Below are 19,675 nucleotides of genomic sequence, written 5' to 3'. Positions count from 1 at the left end.
GAGACATTGTGACGATTTACAAGCTGGGCGAAGCCGCCCCGATCATTCATGAAAGCGTGTTCGTCGCGGATTCGGCGAACATCATCGGCAACGTAACGCTCGAGGAGAACGCGAGCGTGTGGTTCGGCGCGACACTGCGCGGCGACAACGAGCCGATCACGATCGGCGCCGGCAGCAACGTGCAGGAAAGCGCGGTGCTGCACACCGACCCCGGCTATCCGCTGACGGTCGAGTCGAACGTGACGATCGGCCATCAGGCGATGCTGCACGGCTGCACGATCAAGGAAGGCGCGTTGATCGGAATTCAGGCGGTGGTCTTGAATGGCGCGGTGATCGGCCGCAACTGTCTGGTCGGAGCGGGCGCCATCGTCACCGAGGGCAAGGTGTTTCCCGACAATACGCTGATCCTCGGCGCGCCCGCGAAGGCGGTGCGCGAACTGACGGAAGCGGATATCGCCAACATGCAGCGCGGCGCGGCAAGCTATGCCGGGCGCCGCGAGTATTTCAAGGCGCAGCTCGTACGCATCGGCTAGACGGCCGGCGCGCGGTGCGCAAAGGCGCGGCGTCATGCCGCGTCATTCCAGCGAGGAAAAGTTGTGAGCGACCAGTTGCAAAAATTCATGTTCAGCGCGGCGCCGGTGCGCGGCGAGATCGTTTCCCTGCGCAATACCTGGCAGGACGTGCTGACGCGCCGCGATTATCCGGCGCCCGTGCGAACGATTCTAGGCGAAATGATGGCCGCGTGCGCGCTGCTGTCGGCGAACCTGAAGTTCGATGGCACGCTCGTCATGCAGATTTTCGGCGATGGCCCGGTCAAGATGCTGGTCGTCCAGTGCAGCTCGAACCTGACGATGCGCGCCACCGCGAAGCTGTCCGGCGAAGCCGCCCATACGATCGACGACACGACCTCGCTCATCGATCTGGTGAACGCGAGCGGCTACGGCCGCTGCGTGATCACGCTCGACCCGGCCGCCAAGCAGCCCGGCCAGCAGCCGTACCAGAGTATCGTGCCGCTGTCGGGCGTGGACGGAGCGCTGAAGTCGATCGCCGAGGTGCTCGAGCACTATATGCATCACTCCGAGCAGCTCGACACGCGCATGTGGCTCGCGGCGAACACCGAGCGCGCGGTCGGCATGCTGCTGCAGAAACTGCCGGGCGACGGCGGCATCGTCCCGCATCCGGGCGAGCTCGACGCGGATACGTGGGAACGCGTGTGCACGCTCGGCGGCACGCTGTCGCACGACGAGCTGCTGAAGGAAGAACCTGAGACGGTGTTCCGACGCCTGTTCTGGCAGGAAAACGTCCAGCATTTCGAGCCGGTTACCACGCGCTTCGAATGCACGTGCTCGCGCGAAAAAGTCGGCGCGATGCTGAAGATGCTTGGCCGCGATGAAGTCGACAGCGTGATCGAGGAACGCGGCCACGTCGAGATTCACTGCGAGTTTTGTAATCAGCGCTACGAGTTCGACCCGGTCGACGTCGCGCAACTTTTCGTGGCCGGTGGACTCTCACAGGGTGTGACGCCGGCGGCCGCGCAGCGGCACTAGACCGCGCTTTCGCCGAAGCGGAGTACGTGCCCGTGAACTGATCGGGCTCTTCAACGCAAGTCTTGACCGCGCCGCCCCATGCCTCGTCACGGCTCGGGCGGCGCGTTGCTTTTGAGCGCGGCGTTGATACTTTGGAGGGATGCATGCGGCGCTGCGCGTTGGAAGACGCTTGCTCGAGCCTCGGACCGATGGAGATTCGACCATGAAGCACACGCTTTCGTTGATCCTTGCCGTCTTCACGGGCAGCGCGGTGCTGGCCGGCTGCTCGATCGATCCGCCTGGCCCAGCGCCGATTCTGAGCCGTCTGCCGCCCGATCAGGCCGAAGCCATCAGTCATACGCAGACGCTGACACCGGAGGAACGCGCGCGCTATGACGCGATCGAGCAACAGGTCATGTTCGAACAGAATCAGACGATGGCCGCGGACGCCGCCGCGCAAGCCTGGTCGCGCTATTACTCGCGTTCGCCGCCCGTGAGGTTTTCCGCGGGCTTCTCGAGCGGCGGCTGGGGACGTGGCTGGGGAACCGGGATCGGCGTCGGGTTCGGGCCGTATTGGGGCTGGTAGGGCGAACACGGCAGCATAAAAACAAAAAAGCGCGGTTCAAGATGAACCGCGCTTTTTTTGCGCCTTCCTGCGAGGCCGATGCGAAATATCGAACCTCAGTGCACCGGCTTCTTCTCCTTCGCAGCCGCTGCCTTCCCGCCATGCTTGCGATCCGGCTTCGCGCGCGACTCCGGATTCGGCACCACATGCAGCGGCGCGGCCGACACCTCACCGCGCGTCGAGGTGTTCGCCGACGGCGTATTCGCCAACGGCACCGGCTGGTTCGGCGACACGAACTGCACGAACACTTCGCCGTCCTTGACCATGCCCATTTCGTAGCGCGCCCGCTCTTCGACCGCGGCCGTGCCATTCTGCAGGTCCTGCACTTCGCCCTGGATGCGCTCGTTGCGCAGCTTCGCGTCGGCATTCTTCTGCAGTTGCTGCGCGAGTTGTCCCTGCAACTCATGCACGCGCAGCCAGCCGCCGTGCCCCCACCAGAGCGGGTACTGGATCAACGCCAGCAGAACGATCAGGACAGCAGTGACAAGCCGCATGAAGTAAGCACAATAAATACGCGCCGCCCTGCGCTATACGCAGGGCGGCGAGGTCAATCAGAAACGAAGGATAACCGGCTCATCGATCGGCGTGAACAATCTGGCGAAGACCGCTTAGCGCAGATTGTAGAAGGCCGACTTGCCCGGGTAGCTCGCGATATCGCCGAGATCTTCCTCGATACGCAGCAGCTGGTTGTACTTCGAGATGCGGTCGGAACGCGACAGCGAACCTGTCTTGATCTGGCCGGCGTTCAGACCGACGGCGATGTCCGCGATCGTCGAGTCTTCAGTTTCGCCCGAACGGTGCGAAATCACCGCCGTGTAGCCCGCGCGCTTGGCCATTTCGATCGCCGCGAAGGTTTCCGTCAGCGTGCCGATCTGGTTGATCTTGATCAGGATCGAGTTCGCGATGCCCTTCTCGATGCCTTCCTTCAGGATGCGCGTGTTCGTCACGAACAGGTCGTCGCCGACCAGCTGGACCTTGTCGCCGAGCTTGTCGGTCAGCGTCTTCCAGCCTTCCCAGTCGCCCTCGTGCATGCCGTCTTCGATCGACACGATCGGGAACTTGTCGGCGAGGTTCGCGAGGTAGTCCGCGAATTCCGTCGACGACAGCTGCAGGCCTTCGCCCGCGAGCTGGTACTTGCCGTCGTGGTAGAACTCGCTGGCCGCGCAGTCGAGCGCGAGCAGCACGTCTTCACCGGCGCGGTAGCCTGCTTTCTCGATGGCTTGCAAAATAGTGGACAGGCATTCCTCGTTGCTGCCGAAGTTCGGTGCGAAGCCGCCTTCGTCGCCGACTGCCGTGCTCATGCCGCGGTCCGACAGGATCTTCTTCAGCGCGTGGAACACTTCGGCGCCGCAGCGCAGTGCTTCGCGGAAGCTCGGCTGGCTGACCGGCACGATCATGAATTCCTGGATGTCCAGGCTGTTGTTCGCATGCGCGCCGCCGTTGACGATGTTCATCATCGGCACCGGCAGTTGCATGGCGCCCGAGCCGCCGAAGTAGCGGTACAGCGGCAGACCGGCCTCCTCGGCCGCGGCCTTCGCGACGGCCATCGACACGGCCAGCATCGCGTTCGCGCCGAGGCGCGACTTGTTGTCGGTGCCGTCGAGCTCGAGCAGCGTCTTGTCGAGGAACGCCTGCTCGGAAGCGTCGAGACCCATGATCGCTTCGGAGATTTCCGTGTTGATGTGCTCGACGGCCTTCAGCACACCCTTGCCGCCGTAGCGGCCGGCTTCGCCGTCGCGCAGTTCGATCGCTTCGCGCGAGCCGGTCGACGCGCCCGACGGCACGGCCGCGCGCCCCATCGTGCCCGACTCGAGCAGCACGTCGCATTCGACGGTGGGGTTGCCTCGCGAATCGAGAATCTCTCGACCGATGATGTCTACGATAGCACTCATGGTTTCCTCAAAGGATGACGTTGAATTCTTTACTGTGACCTTGCATCGCGCTGTCGAACCGGAGTTGGCGCTTTAGCGCCTACTCCGGTCCCATGCAAAGCGCCTGCCGGTCTCCCCGACAGACAGCTCGCGCGCCGATACGTTCGACGACCATTATGCGAAAACGCCGCGGGTCGATTATCGAGGGCAATCGTGACACGCGGCGCACACCTGAATCAGTTGAAATCGCTTTCGAGGAACGGCCCGCGCTTGACGGCCCGGTCGAGCGTGACGAGCGTTTCGAGCAGGTCCGCCATGCGATTGAGCGGCACCGCGTTCGGCCCGTCCGACTTCGCTTGCGCCGGATTCGGGTGCGTTTCCATGAACAGACCGGCGACGCCGACCGCGACCGCGGCGCGCGCGAGCACCGGCACGAATTCGCGCTGGCCGCCCGAGCTCGTGCCCTGACCGCCCGGCAACTGCACCGAATGCGTCGCGTCGAACACGACCGGCGCGTTGGTCTCGCGCATGATCGCGAGCGAACGCATGTCCGACACGAGGTTGTTATAGCCGAACGACACGCCGCGCTCGCACGCCATGAAACGGTCTTCGGACAGACCCGCTTCACGCGCGGCGTCGCGCGCCTTGTCGATCACGTTCTTCATGTCGTGCGGCGCGAGAAATTGGCCCTTCTTGATGTTGACCGGCTTGCCCGAGCGCGCGCACGCGTGGATGAAGTCGGTCTGACGGCACAGGAACGCGGGCGTTTGCAGCACGTCGACGACCGACGCAACCTGCTCGATCTCGTGTTCGGCGTGCACGTCGGTCAGCACCGGCAGACCGAGCTGGCGCTTCACTTCCGACAGGATGCGCAGACCTTCGTCCATGCCCAGACCGCGAAACGACTTGCCGCTGCTGCGATTGGCCTTGTCGTACGACGATTTGTAGATGAACGGAATGTTCAGCTTCGCGCAGATTTCCTTCAGGCGGCCGGCCGTGTCGATCGTCATCTGTTCCGATTCGACGACACAGGTACCGGCGATCAGGAAAAACGGCTTGTCGAGCCCGACGTCGAAATCGCCCAGTTTCATGCTTTCTCCTCGACCCTCGACTGCTGATGCGCGAGCGCCGCTTCGACGAACGACTTGAACAGCGGATGACCGTCACGCGGCGTAGACGTGAATTCAGGGTGGAACTGGACGCCGACGAACCACGGGTGCATGCTGCGCGGCAGCTCCATCATTTCCGGCAAATCCTCGCTCGGGGTACGGGCGCTAATGATGAGGCCACCGCCTTCGAGCTGGGGCACGAAACGGTTATTCACCTCATAACGGTGACGGTGGCGTTCGTTCACATCGGTGCCGTAGATCTCTTCGGCGAGCGTGCCGGGCTTGATCGGGCAGCGCTGCGAGCCGAGGCGCATCGTGCCTCCGAGATCCGACTCTTCGGTACGCTTCTCGACGCGGCCTTCGCGGTCGTACCACTCGGTGATCAGCGCGACCACGCGGTTCTTCGTTTCCTGATCGAATTCGGTGCTGTTCGCGTCCTTCAGGCCGACGACGTCGCGGGCGAATTCGATCACGGCGAGCTGCATGCCGAGGCAGATGCCGAGATACGGCACCTTCGCTTCGCGCGCATAACGGATCGCGGCGATCTTGCCTTCGGTGCCGCGACGGCCGAAGCCGCCCGGCACGAGCACTGCATCGAGATGCTTGAGGCTCCCGACGCCTTGCGTTTCGATTTCTTCGGAGTCGATGTACTCGATATTCACGCGCGTCGACGTATGCATCGACGCATGACGCAGCGCTTCGATCAGCGACTTGTACGACTCGGTCAGATCGACGTACTTGCCGACCATGCCGATCGTCACTTCGTGCTTCGGGTTCTGCAGCTTCTCGACGAGGTCCGACCACATGGACAGGTCCGCCGCCTTCGGCGTGAGCTTCAGCTCTTCGCAGATGATCGCGTCGAGACCCTGGTCGTGCAGCATCTGCGGAATCTTGTAGATGCTGTCCGCGTCCCACACGGAAATCACCGCATCTTCGGGCACGTTCGAGAACAGCGAGATCTTCGCGCGCTCGTCGTCCGGAATGCGGCGGTCGGCACGGCACAGCAGCACGTGCGGCGAAATGCCGATTTCGCGCAGCTTCTGCACGCTGTGCTGGGTGGGCTTGGTTTTGAGTTCGCCGGCCGTGGCGACCCAGGGCACCAGCGTCAGGTGCACGAAGCACGCGCTGTTGCGGCCGAGGCGCAGGCTCATCTGGCGCGCGGCTTCGAGGAACGGCAGCGATTCGATGTCACCCACCGTGCCACCCACTTCGACGATCGCGACATCCGGCTCGCCGCACGTCGCAGACGCTGCGCCGCGCTCGACGAATGCCTGGATTTCGTTCGTGATGTGCGGGATGACCTGCACGGTCTTGCCGAGATAATCGCCGCGGCGTTCCTTGCGGATTACCGACTCGTAAATCTGGCCCGTGGTGAAGTTGTTGGCCTTGCGCATCTTCGTGCTGATGAAGCGCTCGTAGTGGCCGAGGTCGAGGTCGGTTTCCGCTCCGTCTTCCGTCACGAACACTTCGCCGTGCTGAAACGGGCTCATCGTGCCGGGGTCGACGTTGATGTAGGGATCGAGTTTGAGGAGGGTGACTTTAAGACCGCGCGATTCGAGGATCGCGGCGAGGGAAGCGGCGGCAATACCCTTGCCGAGGGAAGATACTACGCCGCCGGTGACGAAAACATATTTGGTCATCGCTGGATGCTCGCGGGAAAAACGGATTATACCGTAAAGGATGGTCCCGACCCAGCAAAAAACGGCCGACCCACGCGTGCCGAGGCCGCCTCGCGTGGCAGCCGGCGCAGCGGTTTGGAGCCCGCTTCGTGCGCGCAGCACGTCAGGCGGTTCGCTCCAGCTCACGCAGCATGCGTTGCACCGCGCGCGCGGTTTCGATCGGCTTTTCCATCGGATACAGATGGCTGCCCTCGATCCACTCGACATGCCCGCCGGTCGCGCGTCGCGTCGCGTCGAGCCCGGCCTGGCGGATTTCCTTCGAGCGTGTCCCGGCGATGAACCCGACCGGCACCGGCGCGCCGCGCGCGAGCCGCGCGCCGAGCGTATGCGGCAGCGTCCGGTAGATCTGGTATTCGGTGCGACGATCGAACGCGAGCACCCGGGTGCCGTCGGGCGAACTCTGCGGAATGCCGAAGTCGATGTAGTCGGACAGCATGCGCTCGTCCCAGCGCGCGAACGCGGGCTTCGAATGGAAGTGCCGCCATGCTTCGTCACGGCTCGTCCATTGCGTGCGCCGCTTGCGCGTCGCGGCGGCGGGCGACAGCCGCTCGTCGAGCCCGGTCCATTGCGACACGCGCAGCATGCTGCTGCGCCAGCCGGCGATAACCGGCGAGTCGAGCATCACGACGCCCCTCACCCACTGCGGCTTTTTCAGCGCCGCCATCAGCGACAGATAACCGCCGAGCGAATGCCCGACGAGCCACACCGGCTGCTCGTACTTGCGGGCGATATCGTCAAGCAGTTGCTCGACCAGATGGGGCCAGTCCTGCGTGACCGGAAAGCGCGGATCATGGCCGATCCGCTCGATCGAGCGCACGTCGTAGTCGTCGGAGAGCTCGGCGAAGATCGTCCGGTAAGTCGAGGCCGGAAAGCCGTTCGCATGCGAGAAATGGATGATGTTTTTCAACTGCGGCGATCTCCGTTGTGTTTTTTACGCGTGGGCGGTGCTTTGCCTGTGCCGCTGCTTATACCGCTGCCTGCGCCTGTTGTCTGCGCTGTTGCACTCATCGGGCCGCGACGCGCTCAGGGCTCCATCCAGTAGCGGCGCTGCGTGTCCCGATAGCGCTCGAGCGTGAGCGCGGCGCCCTCCTCACCACGCGCGCCCGGATCGACGTCGACCCTCACGGCGCCATCGCGATCGCTGCGCCCGAGTTCGATATGACGCGCCGCGTAGCGCGCGAACACGCCCGCATTCGGATGATGAAAGCGATTCTCGTAGCCTACCTGAAATAACGCGATGGACGGATCGATAGAGTCGAGGAACGGCTCGGTCGACGACGTTTTGCTGCCATGATGCGGCACCATCAACACTTGCGCGCGCAGCATAGCGGGATCGCGCGCGAGCAGCGCGCGTTCGGTCGGCGCTTCGATGTCGGCGGTCAGCAGGGCCGTGAAACGCGGCGCGTTCGCACCGACGAACGCCGCCGCCTGGCTTGCGTTGGTGGGCGGCAACGTGCTGACCCTCAACACGCAGCAATGCTCGTTCGCCTTGCCCGTGAGTGCCCCGACGTCAGGCCACAGCACGGTGAACTCAACACCATCCCACTGCCAGCGCTGCCCTGCCACGCACGGCAGCGTCTGCGTGCCATGCTGTTTTGCCTTCGGCCACAGCGGATTGTCCGGCTCCAAAGCAGCCACCAGCTGACGCACCTCGATCGCATCGAAAACGGCAGGGGCGCCGCCCGCATGATCCGAGTCGGCGTGACTGATCATCAGCGTATCGAGCGTCGTCACGCCTTGCGCCCGCAGGAACGGCACCACCACGCGCTCGCCAGCGTGGCTCGATTCCGGACCGGGACCCGCATCGAACAGCAACGCGTGATGCGCGGTCTGCACGAGCACCGACGAGCCCTGCCCGACATCGAGCGCAGTCAGACGGAACGCGCCTGATGGCTCGGCGAGTGCGCCGCTTGCGCTGGGCATCAGCAGCGGCAGCCACGACAGCGGCGCCGCCCAGCGCAGTGGCCAGCCGCGCGGCGCGAGACACCACAGCACACCGAGCGCCGCCGCGGCCAGCGCCCACGAATGCGGCTGCGGCAGCCACCACAGCGTCCAGCGCGGTCCCGAAGCCAGTTGCAGGCCGGCCGCGAGACCATCGAGCAGCGTGTGCGCGGCGCGCCACGCGAACGCATCGAGCGGCGCGGGCAATGCGACGCCCGCGAGCACCGTCGGCGTGACGAGCAGGCTCACCCAGGGAATCGCGAACGCGTTCGCGAGCGGACCGGCGAGCGGAATTTGCGCGAACCAGTAGGCGGTCAGCGGCGCCAGCGCGACCGTCACCGCGAACTGCGCGTGAGCGGCGCTGCGCAACCGTTCGGCGAGCACGCGCAGACGCCGGATCGATACGGGACGCGCCGCGCTGCCCTCCTCGTCGTCATGATGACGGGACGCCAGTGGAACCCGCACGCGCGGCCGCCCCGACATCGCGAACAGGATCGCGCCGACTGCGCAAAACGACAGCCAGAATCCGGCCGACACGACTGCCCACGGATCGACCAGCAGCACGAGCCCGAGCGCCCACGCGAGCACCGTGGAGCGCGCTAGCTGCCGGCCGCCGACGAACGCCAGCGCGACGAGCGCGGCCATCCACAGCGCGCGTTGCGCTGGCACGTTGAAGCCCGCGAGCGCGGCATGCAGTGCGGCGAACATCGCACCGGCCGTCACGCCGACGAGCTGCGCGGGCAAGCGCAGCGGCCAGTTGCGGCCGAGCCACCCCGAACGTCGCCAGATTGCCGCCGCGAGCCAGCCGGTCAGCCCCGCGACCAAGCCGAGATGCAAGCCCGAAATCGCCACCAGATGACTCGTGCCGGTGCCGCGCATCAATTGCCAGTCGGCGGGGCTCACTTCGTCCTGCGCGCCGATCGCGAGCGCGACGACGATGCCGCGATGCGGCGCATCGGCAAGCACCGTGTCGATACGCGCACGCAACCCGGCGCGCCAGCGGTCGACCAGCACGGCGAGCCCGCGCGCGTGACCGGCCAGGCGCCGCGCATGGTCCGGCACGCTCACGTAGCCGGTCGCGCGGACGTTGCGCGCGAGCAGACTCGCCTCTGCATCGCGCACGCCGAAATTCGCGTTGCCGTGCGGGCGCTTCAGGCGCACGGTCAGACGCCAGCGTTCGCCCGGTTCGAGCCGCGGCGCCGCGGCGTCGCGCGCGATCCAGGCTAGCTGGATCACGCGCGGGAAAGCGGCGAGCCGCGCACCGGTCGTCTCGACGTCGAACAGGAAGCGCGCGCCTTTGTCGTCACGCGTCGGCAATCCCTTGATCGTGCCGACCACCTCGATATCGCGCCCTTCCCACTCGTGCGGCAGGCTCACCGCGAGCCGCGTTTGCGCGCGCACGGCCGCGTAGCCGAAGCCGACGCAGATCGCCGCGCACCACACCGCGCCCCAACCGGCCACCCGCCGCATGCGAGCGTCGCGCCATACGCGGCGAGCGAGCTGGTGCGAGAAGCCCCGCTCGTATTCGCGCTGGAGCGCCGCACCGGCCGCACCTGCCGCACCTGTCACACCCGCCGCCGCAGCCGCTGCGCCGCCACGCAAACCCCACACCGCAACGCCCGCCGCCGTGCAGCCGACCAGTATCAACGCGCACCATGCGCCTGGATCCGGCAACACCGCCTGTCGCTGCAGCCAGACCACCCCCAACGCAAATCCACACCAGACCGCCCGCATCCGCCCTCCGTACCCGCTGGCGCCGGGCCTCGTCACCGCGCCAGCGAACGGGCAGCAGCGAGCCCGCCGGGCGTGGGGATCGCCCGACGCGAACCCTTTCGATCAACGGAATCGATTATGCAGAGGAAAGCGCGAGTCGCGGCAGCGCGGCGAGCGCGTTAGCCGTTGTGCCAAGGGCGGCTGCGTCGGAAGTGACACCGCGCAGTCGCGCGAGGCTCGCGCCGATCGCCGGAATCTGCTCGGGTGAATTGCGCTGCCTGTACATCCAGGACGGCGCGATATCCGGCGCGTCGGTCTCGACGACCAGCGCATCGAACGGCAGCTGTTCGGCGAGTCGCCGGATCTGTCGGGCGCGCTCGAACGTGAGGTTGCCGCCGAACCCAAGATGCATGCCCTGATCGATGTACGCCTGCGCCTGCTGGAAACTGCCATTGAACGCGTGCGCGATGCCGCGATGAATCTGATGCCGGCGCAGCCCTTTGATCACCTGATCCTGCGATTTGCGCACATGGCAGATGACCGGCAAATCGAATTCGCGCGCGAGCTGCAACTGGCCGTTGTAGAAAAACTGCTGGCGCGCATCGTCGAGGCCGTCGACGAAATAGTCGAGCCCGATCTCGCCGATGCCGACGAAGCGCGGATCGTCGAGACTCGCCTCGATCTCCATGCGCAACAGGTCGAGGTCGGCATCGACGGCGTGCGGCGTGAACAGCGGATGAATGCCGAGCGCGTACGCGCCGCCGTGGACGCGATGCGCAAGCTCGCGCACCGCCGCGAAGTTCTGTCGCCCGATCGCCGGAATCACGATGCGCGACACCCCCGCATGGCGCGCGGACGCCGCAACCGCATCACGGTCGGCGTCGAACTCCGAAGCGTCGAGATGGCAGTGCGTGTCGATCCACATGGGTTATCTCGCTGGCAAGAGGACGGACCGTGCCGGCCCGCACTCAGACCGGCACCGGCGGCTCTTCGTGCAGCACGCCGTCGCGCAACCGCATGATGCGATCACAGCGGCCCGCCAACTCCGGGTCGTGCGTGACGATCACGAAGCTCGTCTCGAGCGTGCGCGACAGTTCGAGCATCAGGTTGAAGACCGTGTCGGCGGTGCCGCCGTCAAGGTTACCGGTCGGCTCGTCGGCGAGCACGCAGGCGGGCTTCGTGACGAGCGCACGCGCGATCGCGACACGCTGACGCTCGCCGCCCGACAGCTCGCCCGGCCGATGCTTCGCGCGATTCCCCATGCCGACGCGCTCCAGCACCGCCATGGCCTCGCGGCGCGCGACTTCGGTCGTCTCGCGACGAATCCGCAGCGGCATCGCGACGTTATCGAGGGCGGAAAACTCCGACAGCAGATGGTGAAACTGATATACGAAACCGAGCGCGCGATTGCGCAGGTCGTTGCGCTCGCGCTCGGAGAGCTTCGTGAACGGCTTGCCGAGCACCGACACGTGGCCCGCGCTCGGGTCGTCGAGACCGCCGAGCACGTGCAGCAGCGTGCTCTTGCCGGAGCCCGACGCGCCGACGATCGCGAGCTTCTCGCCGCGCCGCACGGCGAGTTGCGCATTGTTGAGCACCTGCACGTTCAGCCCGCCCTGCACGAACGCTTTGGAAATGCCGGTGGCTTCGAGCACGAACGGATGCGACGCGGAGTCCTGAGCGGTCATGGATGAATCGGTTGAGGGATGGACGAGGCGGTCATTCATAGCGCAGCGCCTCCGCCGGACGGACCTTCGCGCCGCGCCAGCTCGGATAGAGCGTCGCGAGCGCCGACAGCACGAACGCGATGAGGCCGATGCGCGCGACGTCCGCCGGAACCAGCTCGGACGGCAGCTCGCTGATGAAGTACACCGACGGCGGCAGGAATTGCACGCCGAGCAGATGCTCGATCATCGGCACGAGCCACGGAATGCTCCACGCGATCAGGCAGCCGAGCGCGACGCCGGTCGCCGTGCCGATGAAGCCGATCGTCACGCCCTGCACGACGAAGATCTTCATGATCGAGCCGGGCTGCGCGCCGAGCGTGCGCAGGATCGCGATATCGGCCTGCTTGTTGGTCACCGTCATCACCAGCGACGACACCAGATTGAACGCGGCCACCGCGATGATCAGCGTCAGGATGATGAACATCATGCGCTTCTCGATCTGCACCGCCGAGAACCAGGTCTTGTTTTGCTGGGTCCAGTCGCGGATGTACAGATCGCCCGACAGCGTGCGCGCGAGCTGATGCGCGACTTCCGGCGCGCGCTGCATGTCGGTGAGGCGCAGCCGCACGCCGGTCGGTGCGGGCAGCCGGAACAGCGCCTGCGCGTCCTTGATGTTGATCAGCGCGAGCGTGCTGTCGTATTCGTAATGGCCCGACTCGAAGATGCCGACCACCGTGAACTGCTTCAGGCGCGGCAGCATGCCGGCCGGCGTGATCGTGCCTTCGGGCGCGACGAGCGTGATCTTGTCGTTCAGCTGCACGCCGAGATTGGCCGCCAGATCGGCGCCGAGCACGATGCCGAAGCCGCCGGGCACGAGGTCGGCCAGCTTGCCGCCTTTCATTTCCTTGCCGATGTCGGACACTTCAGGCTCGAGCGTCGGCTCGATGCCACGCAACGCGACCCCGCTCACCGCGTCCTGGCGCGTCAGCAGCGCCTGGGCCTCGACGTAGGGCGCCGCGCCGATCACCTCCTTGTTCTGGCGCGCCTCCTTCGCGGTCAGTTGCCAGTCGGGCATCGAACCGGTCGGCGAAAAGATCTCGACGTGCGCGAGCACCGACAGCATGCGGTCGCGCACCTCTTTCTGAAAGCCGTTCATCACCGACAACACGACGATCAGCGCCGCGACGCCAAGCGCGATGCCCGACATCGACACCAGCGCGATGAACGAAATGAAGCCGTTACCGGTCGTGCGTTTGCCGGCGCGTGTGTAGCGCCAGCCAATCTGCCATTCGTAGGGAAATTTCAAGCGAATCCTTTTGTGCGTTCTTCGACTGTATGTCGGGACCGGCGGACATCGACGTCCGCCGTGCGGCCCGAGCGTCGTGATCGTTGGGCTCGCGGCGGCGCGGATCGTTCCTCGCGCGCCCGGCCGCTGTGCGGCTCTGCCGGCGCATAGAGGCGCGGCGCCGCGGTGCGCCACCCAGCCGGGTCCGGCGATCAAGCGCGAAGTTTGCCACACAATGCCGCCGGCTCGCGCAAAGGACGTGCCTCGGCCGCGCCATCGACGAACCGGCCGCGCTTCGTCGAAATACTCGCACCGTTTGCCCTACAATGCGCAGCATCATGCCTGCCGACCGCCTCCATCTTCTGCTGCCCTTCGCGCTGCCTGCCGCGGCCGACGCCTCCACCGCGCTTCACGACATCCAGTGCCCCGCTCTCGACAGGCTGATCGCGCGCGCGACGCTGATCGAACGCGTGATCGGCGAGGATTTTCAGCGCACGCTGCCGCACGAGCGCTGGGTCGCGCGACAATTCGGCGCGCTGCCCGACGGCGCCTCGGCCGCCGCCGACGAAGCCCCGCTCGCGCCCTACATGCTGCGCGCCGACGGCGGCGAACCCGGCAACGCGACGTGGGCCTGCGTGCAGCCGGTACACGTGCACATCGCGCACGACCACCTGGTGCTGATCGACCCGGCGTCGCTCAATCTGTCGGACGCCGAAGCGAGCACGCTGCTCGCGCTCGCGCGTCCGCTGATCGAGGAACTCGGCGTGCGCATCGAGGCGCCCAAGCCAATCCGCTGGTATCTGTCGAGCGACGCTTTCGGCTCGCTCGCGGGCGCGTCGCCGTTGCGCGCGAGCGGCCGCAACATCGAGATCTGGTTGCCGCACGAAGCGCATTCCGGCGAACGCTCTCGCGCGTGGATGAAGCTGCAGAACGAAGTGCAGATGGCGTGGTTCGAGCACCCGGTCAACGAAGCGCGGGAGGCGCGCGGGCTGCCGGCCGTCAACTCGATCTGGTTTCACGCGCAAGGCGCCGCGCGGAGCGTGCGCAGTCCGTTCGCGCAGGTGCTGTCCGATGCCGCCGCAACGCGCGGTCTCGCGCTCAGCGCGGGGGTGGCGACAGGCGCGCCGCCGGCGTCGTATCGCGAACTGGCCGCGGCGCTGCGCGGTACCACCAACGGCAGCGGCGCAACGCTCGTCGAACTCGACCCCTTCTCCGCGCCCTACATCGAACAGGACTGGGCGCGCTGGAACCAGGCATTCGCCGCGCTGCAGACCGACTGGTTCGCGCCCGCGCTCGCGGCATTGCAGTCGGGCGAACTCGCCGAGCTCGGCCTCACGCTGTGCGGCGACACCGGCTCGGTGACGCTGACGGTCACGCGCGGCGATCTGCGCAAATTCTGGCGGCGGCGCGTGCTGGCCTCGCTTTTCATCGAATGATCCACGGCCCTTCCGCATGACCCGAATCGTTACACGCCCCTGCTCCCCCGTCGACGCCGAAGTGCTGACCCGCTGCGGCCTGCATCCGGTGCTCGCACGCCTGTACGCAGCGCGCGGCGTGTGCCTGCCCGAGGACGTCGAAACCGGCCTCGCGCGGCTCGTGCCGCCAGCCGAACTGAAGGGCTGCGACGCGGCCGCCGCGCTGCTCGCCGACGCGCTCCAGCAGCAGCGCCGCATGCTGGTCGTCGCCGACTACGACTGCGACGGCGCGACCGCCTGCGCGGTCGCGGTGCGCGGGCTGCGCATGTTCGGCGCGCGCATCGACTACCTGGTGCCGAACCGCATGGAGCACGGCTACGGGCTCACGCCGGACATCGTCGAGCTGGCGGCGCGTAGCGCGGCCGGCAAGCCCGATCTGCTGATCACCGTCGACAACGGCATCGCGAGCGTCGACGGCGTCGCGGCGGCCAACGCCCTCGGCATCGACGTGCTCGTCACCGACCACCACCTGCCCGGCGACGAACTGCCCGCCGCGCGCGCAATCGTCAATCCGAACCAGCCGGGCTGCACATTCCCGAGCAAGTGCCTCGCCGGCGTTGGCGTGATGTTCTACGTGCTGCTCGCGCTGCGCGCCGAACTGCGCCGCCGTGGGGCGTTCGGCGACGCGCTGCCCGAGCCGCGCCTCGACGGCCTGCTCGATCTGGTCGCACTCGGCACCGTCGCCGATGTCGTCAAACTCGACGGCAACAACCGCGTGCTGGTCGCGCAAGGTCTGCAGCGCATCCGCCGCGGCCGCACGCAGCCTGGCATCGCCGCGCTGTTTCGCGCCGCCGCGCGCGACGCGCGCAACGCCTCCGGCTTCGACCTCGGCTTCGCGCTGGGACCGCGCCTGAACGCGGCGGGACGGCTGTCGGACATGTCGCTCGGCATCGAATGCCTGACCACCGACGACGTCGGCCGCGCCTGGGAACTCGCGCAGCAGCTCGACACGATGAACCGCGAGCGCCGTGAAATCGAGGCCGGCATGCAGCAGCAGGCGCTGGACGACCTGTCGACGGTCGATCCCGACGGCGCGACCACGATCACCTTGTTCAATCCGGGCTGGCATCAGGGCGTGATCGGCATCGTCGCGGGACGGCTGAAAGAGAAGTTCCACCGCCCGTCGTTCACGTTCGCGCCGGCCGACGGTACCGGCGTGCTCGTCAAGGGCTCGGGGCGCTCGATCGCGGGCTTCCATCTGCGCGACGCGCTCGATCTGATCTCGAAGCGCGAGCCGGACCTGATCGTCAAATTCGGCGGCCACGCGATGGCCGCGGGCCTGACGCTCGCCGCCGCCGACGTGCCGCGCTTCACCGCCGCGTTCGAGGCGGTCGGCCGCGAATGGCTGTCCGCGCAGGCGCTCGCACGCACGATCGAAACCGACGGTGAGCTCGAAGACGCGTACTTCACGCCGCAATTCGTCGAAATGCTCGACGCGGCCGTCTGGGGCCAGGGATTTCCGGCGCCGGTGTTCTCCGGCGAATTCGAGGTCGCCTCGCAGGCGTTGGTGAAGGACAAGCACCTGAAGCTGCAACTGCTGCGCGGCCGCCAGCGCTTCAACGCGATCTGGTTCAATCACACCGACACGCTGCCCGCGCGCACCACCATCGCCTACCGGCTCGCGAGCGATACATGGAACGGCGTGTCGCGCGTGCAACTGATCGTCGAGCACGCGGTGAGCTGAAATCTTCCGCAAAATCAATCGCGAACACGCGCCGGGTCGCCCGCGAGGCTCCGGCGCGGCGTGCCGATCGGCTATAATTTCCGCTTTTTACGCAGAATAGAAGATCGACATGGAAGCGGAACGTCTCAACGCGATCGAAGCCTCTCTGGCCGACCTGCGCAAGCGCGCGGACGACCTACGGGGGTATCTTTGACTACGACGACAAAGCACTGCGTCTAATCGAAGTCAACCGGGAACTCGAAGACCCGGACGTCTGGAACGACTCGAAGCACGCCCAGGCACTCGGTAAGGAAAAGAAGCTGCTCGACGACACGGTCGGCAAGCTCACGTCGATCACGAACGACGTGCGCGACGCGCAAGACCTGTTCGAGATGGCACGCGAAGAAGCCGACGACGACACGCTGCTCGCCTGCGAGGGTGACGCCCAGGCCATCGAGGCACGCGTCGCCGACATGGAATTCCGCCGGATGTTCGCTAATCCGGCCGATCCCAACAACGCCTTTCTCGACATCCAGGCCGGCGCCGGCGGCACCGAGGCGTGCGACTGGGCGTCGATGCTGCTGCGCCAGTATCTGCGTTATTGCGAGCGCAAGGGCTTCAAGACCGAAGTGCTCGAGCAGACCGAAGGCGACGTCGCCGGCATCAAGAACGCGACGATCAAGATCGAAGGCGAATACGCGTACGGCTTCCTGCGTACCGAAACCGGCGTGCACCGGCTCGTGCGCAAGTCGCCGTTCGACTCGTCGGGCGGTCGTCACACGTCATTCTCGTCGGTGTTCGTGTACCCGGAAATCGACGACTCGATCGAAGTCGACATCAACCCGGCCGACCTGCGCATCGACACGTACCGTGCTTCGGGCGCGGGCGGTCAGCATATCAACAAGACCGACTCCGCGGTGCGTATCACGCACATGCCGTCGGGCATCGTCGTGCAGTGCCAGAACGACCGCTCGCAGCACCGCAACCGCGCCGAAGCCATGGCGATGCTGAAATCGCGCCTGTACGAAGCGGAAATCCGCAAGCGTCAGGCCGAGCAGGACAAGCTGGAAGCCGGCAAGACCGATGTGGGTTGGGGCCATCAGATCCGTTCGTACGTGCTCGACAACAGCCGCATCAAGGATCTGCGCACCAACGTCGAAATCAGCAATACGAAGAGCGTGCTCGACGGTGACCTCGATCCGTTCATCAGCGCGAGCCTGAAACAGGGCGTCTAGGCGCGCATGGCGCGGCCCCGTTCACCGATCCGGACCGCGCCTTCTTCGTTGCTGCTTTTGCGTTGCCTCCACGCTATTTATTCGCCGTTTTTCCAGTACCGCCTGAGGTTTTTACACTGACTGGCTTCCCGCCAGCGGAGCACTCCGCGGCGGGCCACCGAATACCAAATCATCATGACTGAACCGACCCAGCCGACTGTCGTGCCCGAAGCGGACGACAACAAGATCATCGCCGAGCGCCGCGAAAAGTTGCGCGAACTGCGTGAGCGAGGCGTCGCCTATCCGAACGATTTCCGTCCCACGCACCACGCCGAAGATCTGCAGGCGCAGTACGAGCACGCCGACAAGGAAGCGCTCGAAGCGCATCCGCTCGAAGTCGCGATCGCCGGCCGCATGATGCTGAAACGCGTGATGGGCAAGGCAAGTTTCGCAACCGTGCGCGACGGCTCGGGTCAGATCCAGTTCTTCATCACACCGGCCGACGTCGGCCAGGAGACCTACGACGCGTTCAAGAAGTGGGACATGGGCGACATCGTCGCCGCGCGCGGCGTGCTGTTCCGCACCAACAAGGGCGAGCTATCGGTGCGCTGCACGGAGCTGCGTCTGCTGTCGAAGTCGCTGCGTCCGCTGCCGGACAAGTTCCACGGTCTCGCCGACCAGGAAATGAAGTACCGCCAGCGCTATGTCGATCTGATCGTCACGCCGGAAACGCGCCGCACGTTCGTCGCGCGCACGAAGGCGATTTCGTCGATCCGCAAGTACATGGCCGACGCGAACTTCATGGAAGTCGAAACACCGATGCTGCACCCGATTCCGGGCGGCGCGGCGGCCAAGCCGTTCTCGACGCACCACAATGCGCTCGACATGCAGATGTTCCTGCGCATCGCGCCGGAGCTGTACCTGAAGCGGCTGGTGGTGGGCGGCTTCGAGCGCGTGTTCGAGATCAATCGTAATTTCCGCAACGAGGGCGTATCCGTGCGCCACAACCCGGAATTCACGATGATCGAGTTCTACGCGGCCTACACCGATTACAAGTGGCTGATGGATTTCACCGAGCAGCTGATTCGCCAGGCGGCGATCGATGCGCTCGGCACGGCCACCATCACCTATCAGGGTCGCGAGCTCGATCTGTCGAAGCCGTTCCATCGGCTCACGATCACGCAGGCGATCCAGAAATACGCGCCGCAATACACGAACGAGCAGCTCGCCGACGGCACGTTCCTGCGCGCCGAGCTGAAGAAGTTCGGCGTCGATGCGTCGCAGCCGCAGTTCCTCAACGCGGGCGTCGGCTCGCTGCAACTGGCGCTGTTCGAAGAGACCGCCGAGTCGCAACTGTGGGAGCCGACCTACATCATCGACTACCCGATCGAGGTGTCGCCGCTCGCGCGTGCGTCGGACAAGGTGGAAGGCATCACCGAGCGTTTCGAGCTGTTCATCACCGGCCGCGAAATCGCCAACGGGTTCTCGGAGCTCAACGATCCGGAAGATCAGGCCGCGCGCTTCAAGAAGCAGGTCGACCAGAAAGATGCCGGCGACGAGGAAGCGATGTTCTACGACGCCGACTACATCCGCGCGCTCGAGTACGGCATGCCGCCGGCGGGCGGCTGCGGTATCGGTATCGATCGTCTGGTCATGATGCTGACCGATAGCCCGAGCATCCGCGACGTGATTCTGTTCCCGCATCTGCGTCGCGAAGACTGAGCGACGCTGGGCGCGAGCGCTCGTTGTGTTTCGCGCGCAATGCGATGGTTTGAAGAGCGCCCGGTTGATGCCGGGCGTTTTCTTATGCGCGCGTTTTCGCTTTGCGGGACCGTTTTCTGCTTCTCATCGTTTGTAACCAGCGGTAAAAGCTGCTCGTTCGCGCGCAAGTCGCCGTGGACTCGATGGTC

General features: G+C 65.8%; 16 protein-coding genes. 7 read left to right on the top strand and 9 right to left on the bottom strand.

The window, feature by feature from the left end; all coding sequences use genetic code 11:
- The first annotated feature begins 8 nt into the window (after positions 1 to 8).
- The 3 genes from HDG33_RS02790 (at position 9) to HDG33_RS02780 (ending at position 2,112) form a co-directional block, all read left to right on the top strand.
- On the top strand, positions 9 to 533 hold the full coding sequence (locus HDG33_RS02790) for a gamma carbonic anhydrase family protein (RefSeq protein WP_184004143.1): 525 nt from the start codon (positions 9 to 11) through the stop codon (positions 531 to 533).
- Positions 534 to 596: 63 nt separating this feature from the next.
- Entirely contained in the window at positions 597 to 1,547 is a 951-nt protein-coding gene (hslO, locus tag HDG33_RS02785; protein ID WP_184022407.1) for an Hsp33 family molecular chaperone HslO, read from the top strand.
- Positions 1,548 to 1,749: 202 nt separating this feature from the next.
- A complete protein-coding gene (locus HDG33_RS02780) occupies positions 1,750 to 2,112 on the top strand; it encodes a hypothetical protein (RefSeq protein WP_184022405.1) in 363 nt (120 codons plus the stop codon).
- Between the two features lie 95 nt (positions 2,113 to 2,207).
- Here HDG33_RS02780 and ftsB read toward each other — a convergent pair whose 3' ends face one another.
- From ftsB to HDG33_RS02735, 9 genes are all read right to left on the bottom strand, one after another.
- Entirely contained in the window at positions 2,208 to 2,645 is a 438-nt protein-coding gene (gene ftsB / locus HDG33_RS02775) for a cell division protein FtsB (RefSeq protein WP_184022403.1), read from the bottom strand.
- Between the two features lie 114 nt (positions 2,646 to 2,759).
- Entirely contained in the window at positions 2,760 to 4,043 is a 1,284-nt protein-coding gene (eno, locus tag HDG33_RS02770) for a phosphopyruvate hydratase (RefSeq protein WP_176108207.1), read from the bottom strand.
- Positions 4,044 to 4,258: 215 nt separating this feature from the next.
- Positions 4,259 to 5,113, bottom strand: coding sequence for a 3-deoxy-8-phosphooctulonate synthase (gene kdsA / locus HDG33_RS02765; protein ID WP_090800765.1), 855 nt, complete (start codon positions 5,111 to 5,113; stop codon positions 4,259 to 4,261).
- Positions 5,110 to 6,771: a CTP synthase gene (locus HDG33_RS02760; RefSeq protein ID WP_184022401.1), complete on the bottom strand. Its 1,662-nt coding sequence runs from the start codon at positions 6,769 to 6,771 to the stop codon at positions 5,110 to 5,112. The genes kdsA and HDG33_RS02760 overlap by 4 nt, the downstream gene beginning before the upstream one ends.
- Positions 6,772 to 6,913: 142 nt before the next feature.
- Entirely contained in the window at positions 6,914 to 7,717 is an 804-nt protein-coding gene (locus HDG33_RS02755; RefSeq protein WP_184022399.1) for an alpha/beta fold hydrolase, read from the bottom strand.
- Between the two features lie 116 nt (positions 7,718 to 7,833).
- Positions 7,834 to 10,485 (bottom strand): DNA internalization-related competence protein ComEC/Rec2, encoded by a 2,652-nt coding sequence (locus HDG33_RS02750; RefSeq protein WP_184022396.1) that lies wholly within the window; start codon positions 10,483 to 10,485, stop codon positions 7,834 to 7,836.
- Between the two features lie 115 nt (positions 10,486 to 10,600).
- On the bottom strand, positions 10,601 to 11,389 hold the full coding sequence (locus tag HDG33_RS02745) for a TatD family hydrolase (protein WP_184022394.1): 789 nt from the start codon (positions 11,387 to 11,389) through the stop codon (positions 10,601 to 10,603).
- Positions 11,390 to 11,432: 43 nt separating this feature from the next.
- Positions 11,433 to 12,149 carry a lipoprotein-releasing ABC transporter ATP-binding protein LolD gene (gene lolD, locus HDG33_RS02740; RefSeq protein WP_409258952.1) on the bottom strand — a complete coding sequence of 239 codons (717 nt, stop codon included), beginning with the start codon at positions 12,147 to 12,149 and terminating at the stop codon, positions 11,433 to 11,435.
- A 31-nt stretch (positions 12,150 to 12,180) separates the two neighbouring features.
- A complete protein-coding gene (locus HDG33_RS02735; protein ID WP_184022390.1) occupies positions 12,181 to 13,434 on the bottom strand; it encodes a lipoprotein-releasing ABC transporter permease subunit in 1,254 nt (417 codons plus the stop codon).
- A gap of 305 nt (positions 13,435 to 13,739) precedes the next feature.
- On the opposite strand from HDG33_RS02735, the gene HDG33_RS02730 reads away from it, so the two are divergent.
- The 4 genes from HDG33_RS02730 to lysS all read left to right on the top strand — a co-directional run bounded on the left by HDG33_RS02730 (position 13,740) and on the right by lysS (position 19,487).
- Entirely contained in the window at positions 13,740 to 14,849 is a 1,110-nt protein-coding gene (locus HDG33_RS02730) for a regulator (RefSeq protein WP_184022388.1), read from the top strand.
- A gap of 16 nt (positions 14,850 to 14,865) precedes the next feature.
- Entirely contained in the window at positions 14,866 to 16,572 is a 1,707-nt protein-coding gene (recJ, locus tag HDG33_RS02725; protein WP_184022386.1) for a single-stranded-DNA-specific exonuclease RecJ, read from the top strand.
- Positions 16,573 to 16,681: 109 nt separating this feature from the next.
- Positions 16,682 to 17,786 (top strand): peptide chain release factor 2 gene (gene prfB, locus HDG33_RS02720; protein WP_113061858.1). Its coding sequence is split into 2 segments (ribosomal slippage): positions 16,682 to 16,762 and positions 16,764 to 17,786, totalling 1,104 coding nucleotides; the frame shifts between segments, so codons are not numbered across the junction.
- A 174-nt stretch (positions 17,787 to 17,960) separates the two neighbouring features.
- Positions 17,961 to 19,487: a lysine--tRNA ligase gene (gene lysS / locus HDG33_RS02715; protein WP_184022384.1), complete on the top strand. Its 1,527-nt coding sequence runs from the start codon at positions 17,961 to 17,963 to the stop codon at positions 19,485 to 19,487.
- Positions 19,488 to 19,675 lie beyond the last annotated feature (188 nt).

Source organism: Paraburkholderia sp. Cpub6, assembly GCF_014201065.1.
GTDB classification, from domain to species: Bacteria; Pseudomonadota; Gammaproteobacteria; order Burkholderiales; family Burkholderiaceae; genus Paraburkholderia; species Paraburkholderia tuberum.
The sequence above is the reverse complement of the archived record's forward strand: the minus strand, read 5'-3'. Positions and strand labels throughout refer to the sequence as shown.

Bases quoted from the DNA above. Each gene is read 5' to 3' on its own strand.
- HDG33_RS02760 (WP_184022401.1), bottom strand. From the start codon at position 6,771: ATGACCAAATATGTTTTCGTCACCGGCGGCGTAGTATCTTCCCTCGGC.
- HDG33_RS02745 (WP_184022394.1), bottom strand. From the start codon at position 11,389: ATGTGGATCGACACGCACTGCCATCTCGACGCTTCGGAGTTCGACGCC.
- ftsB (WP_184022403.1), bottom strand. From the start codon at position 2,645: ATGCGGCTTGTCACTGCTGTCCTGATCGTTCTGCTGGCGTTGATCCAG.
- HDG33_RS02780 (WP_184022405.1), top strand. From the start codon at position 1,750: ATGAAGCACACGCTTTCGTTGATCCTTGCCGTCTTCACGGGCAGCGCG.
- HDG33_RS02730 (WP_184022388.1), top strand. From the start codon at position 13,740: ATGCGCAGCATCATGCCTGCCGACCGCCTCCATCTTCTGCTGCCCTTC.
- lolD (WP_409258952.1), bottom strand. From the start codon at position 12,149: ATGACCGCTCAGGACTCCGCGTCGCATCCGTTCGTGCTCGAAGCCACC.
- kdsA (WP_090800765.1), bottom strand. From the start codon at position 5,113: ATGAAACTGGGCGATTTCGACGTCGGGCTCGACAAGCCGTTTTTCCTG.
- HDG33_RS02750 (WP_184022396.1), bottom strand. From the start codon at position 10,485: ATGCGGGCGGTCTGGTGTGGATTTGCGTTGGGGGTGGTCTGGCTGCAG.
- lysS (WP_184022384.1), top strand. From the start codon at position 17,961: ATGACTGAACCGACCCAGCCGACTGTCGTGCCCGAAGCGGACGACAAC.
- eno (WP_176108207.1), bottom strand. From the start codon at position 4,043: ATGAGTGCTATCGTAGACATCATCGGTCGAGAGATTCTCGATTCGCGA.
- recJ (WP_184022386.1), top strand. From the start codon at position 14,866: ATGACCCGAATCGTTACACGCCCCTGCTCCCCCGTCGACGCCGAAGTG.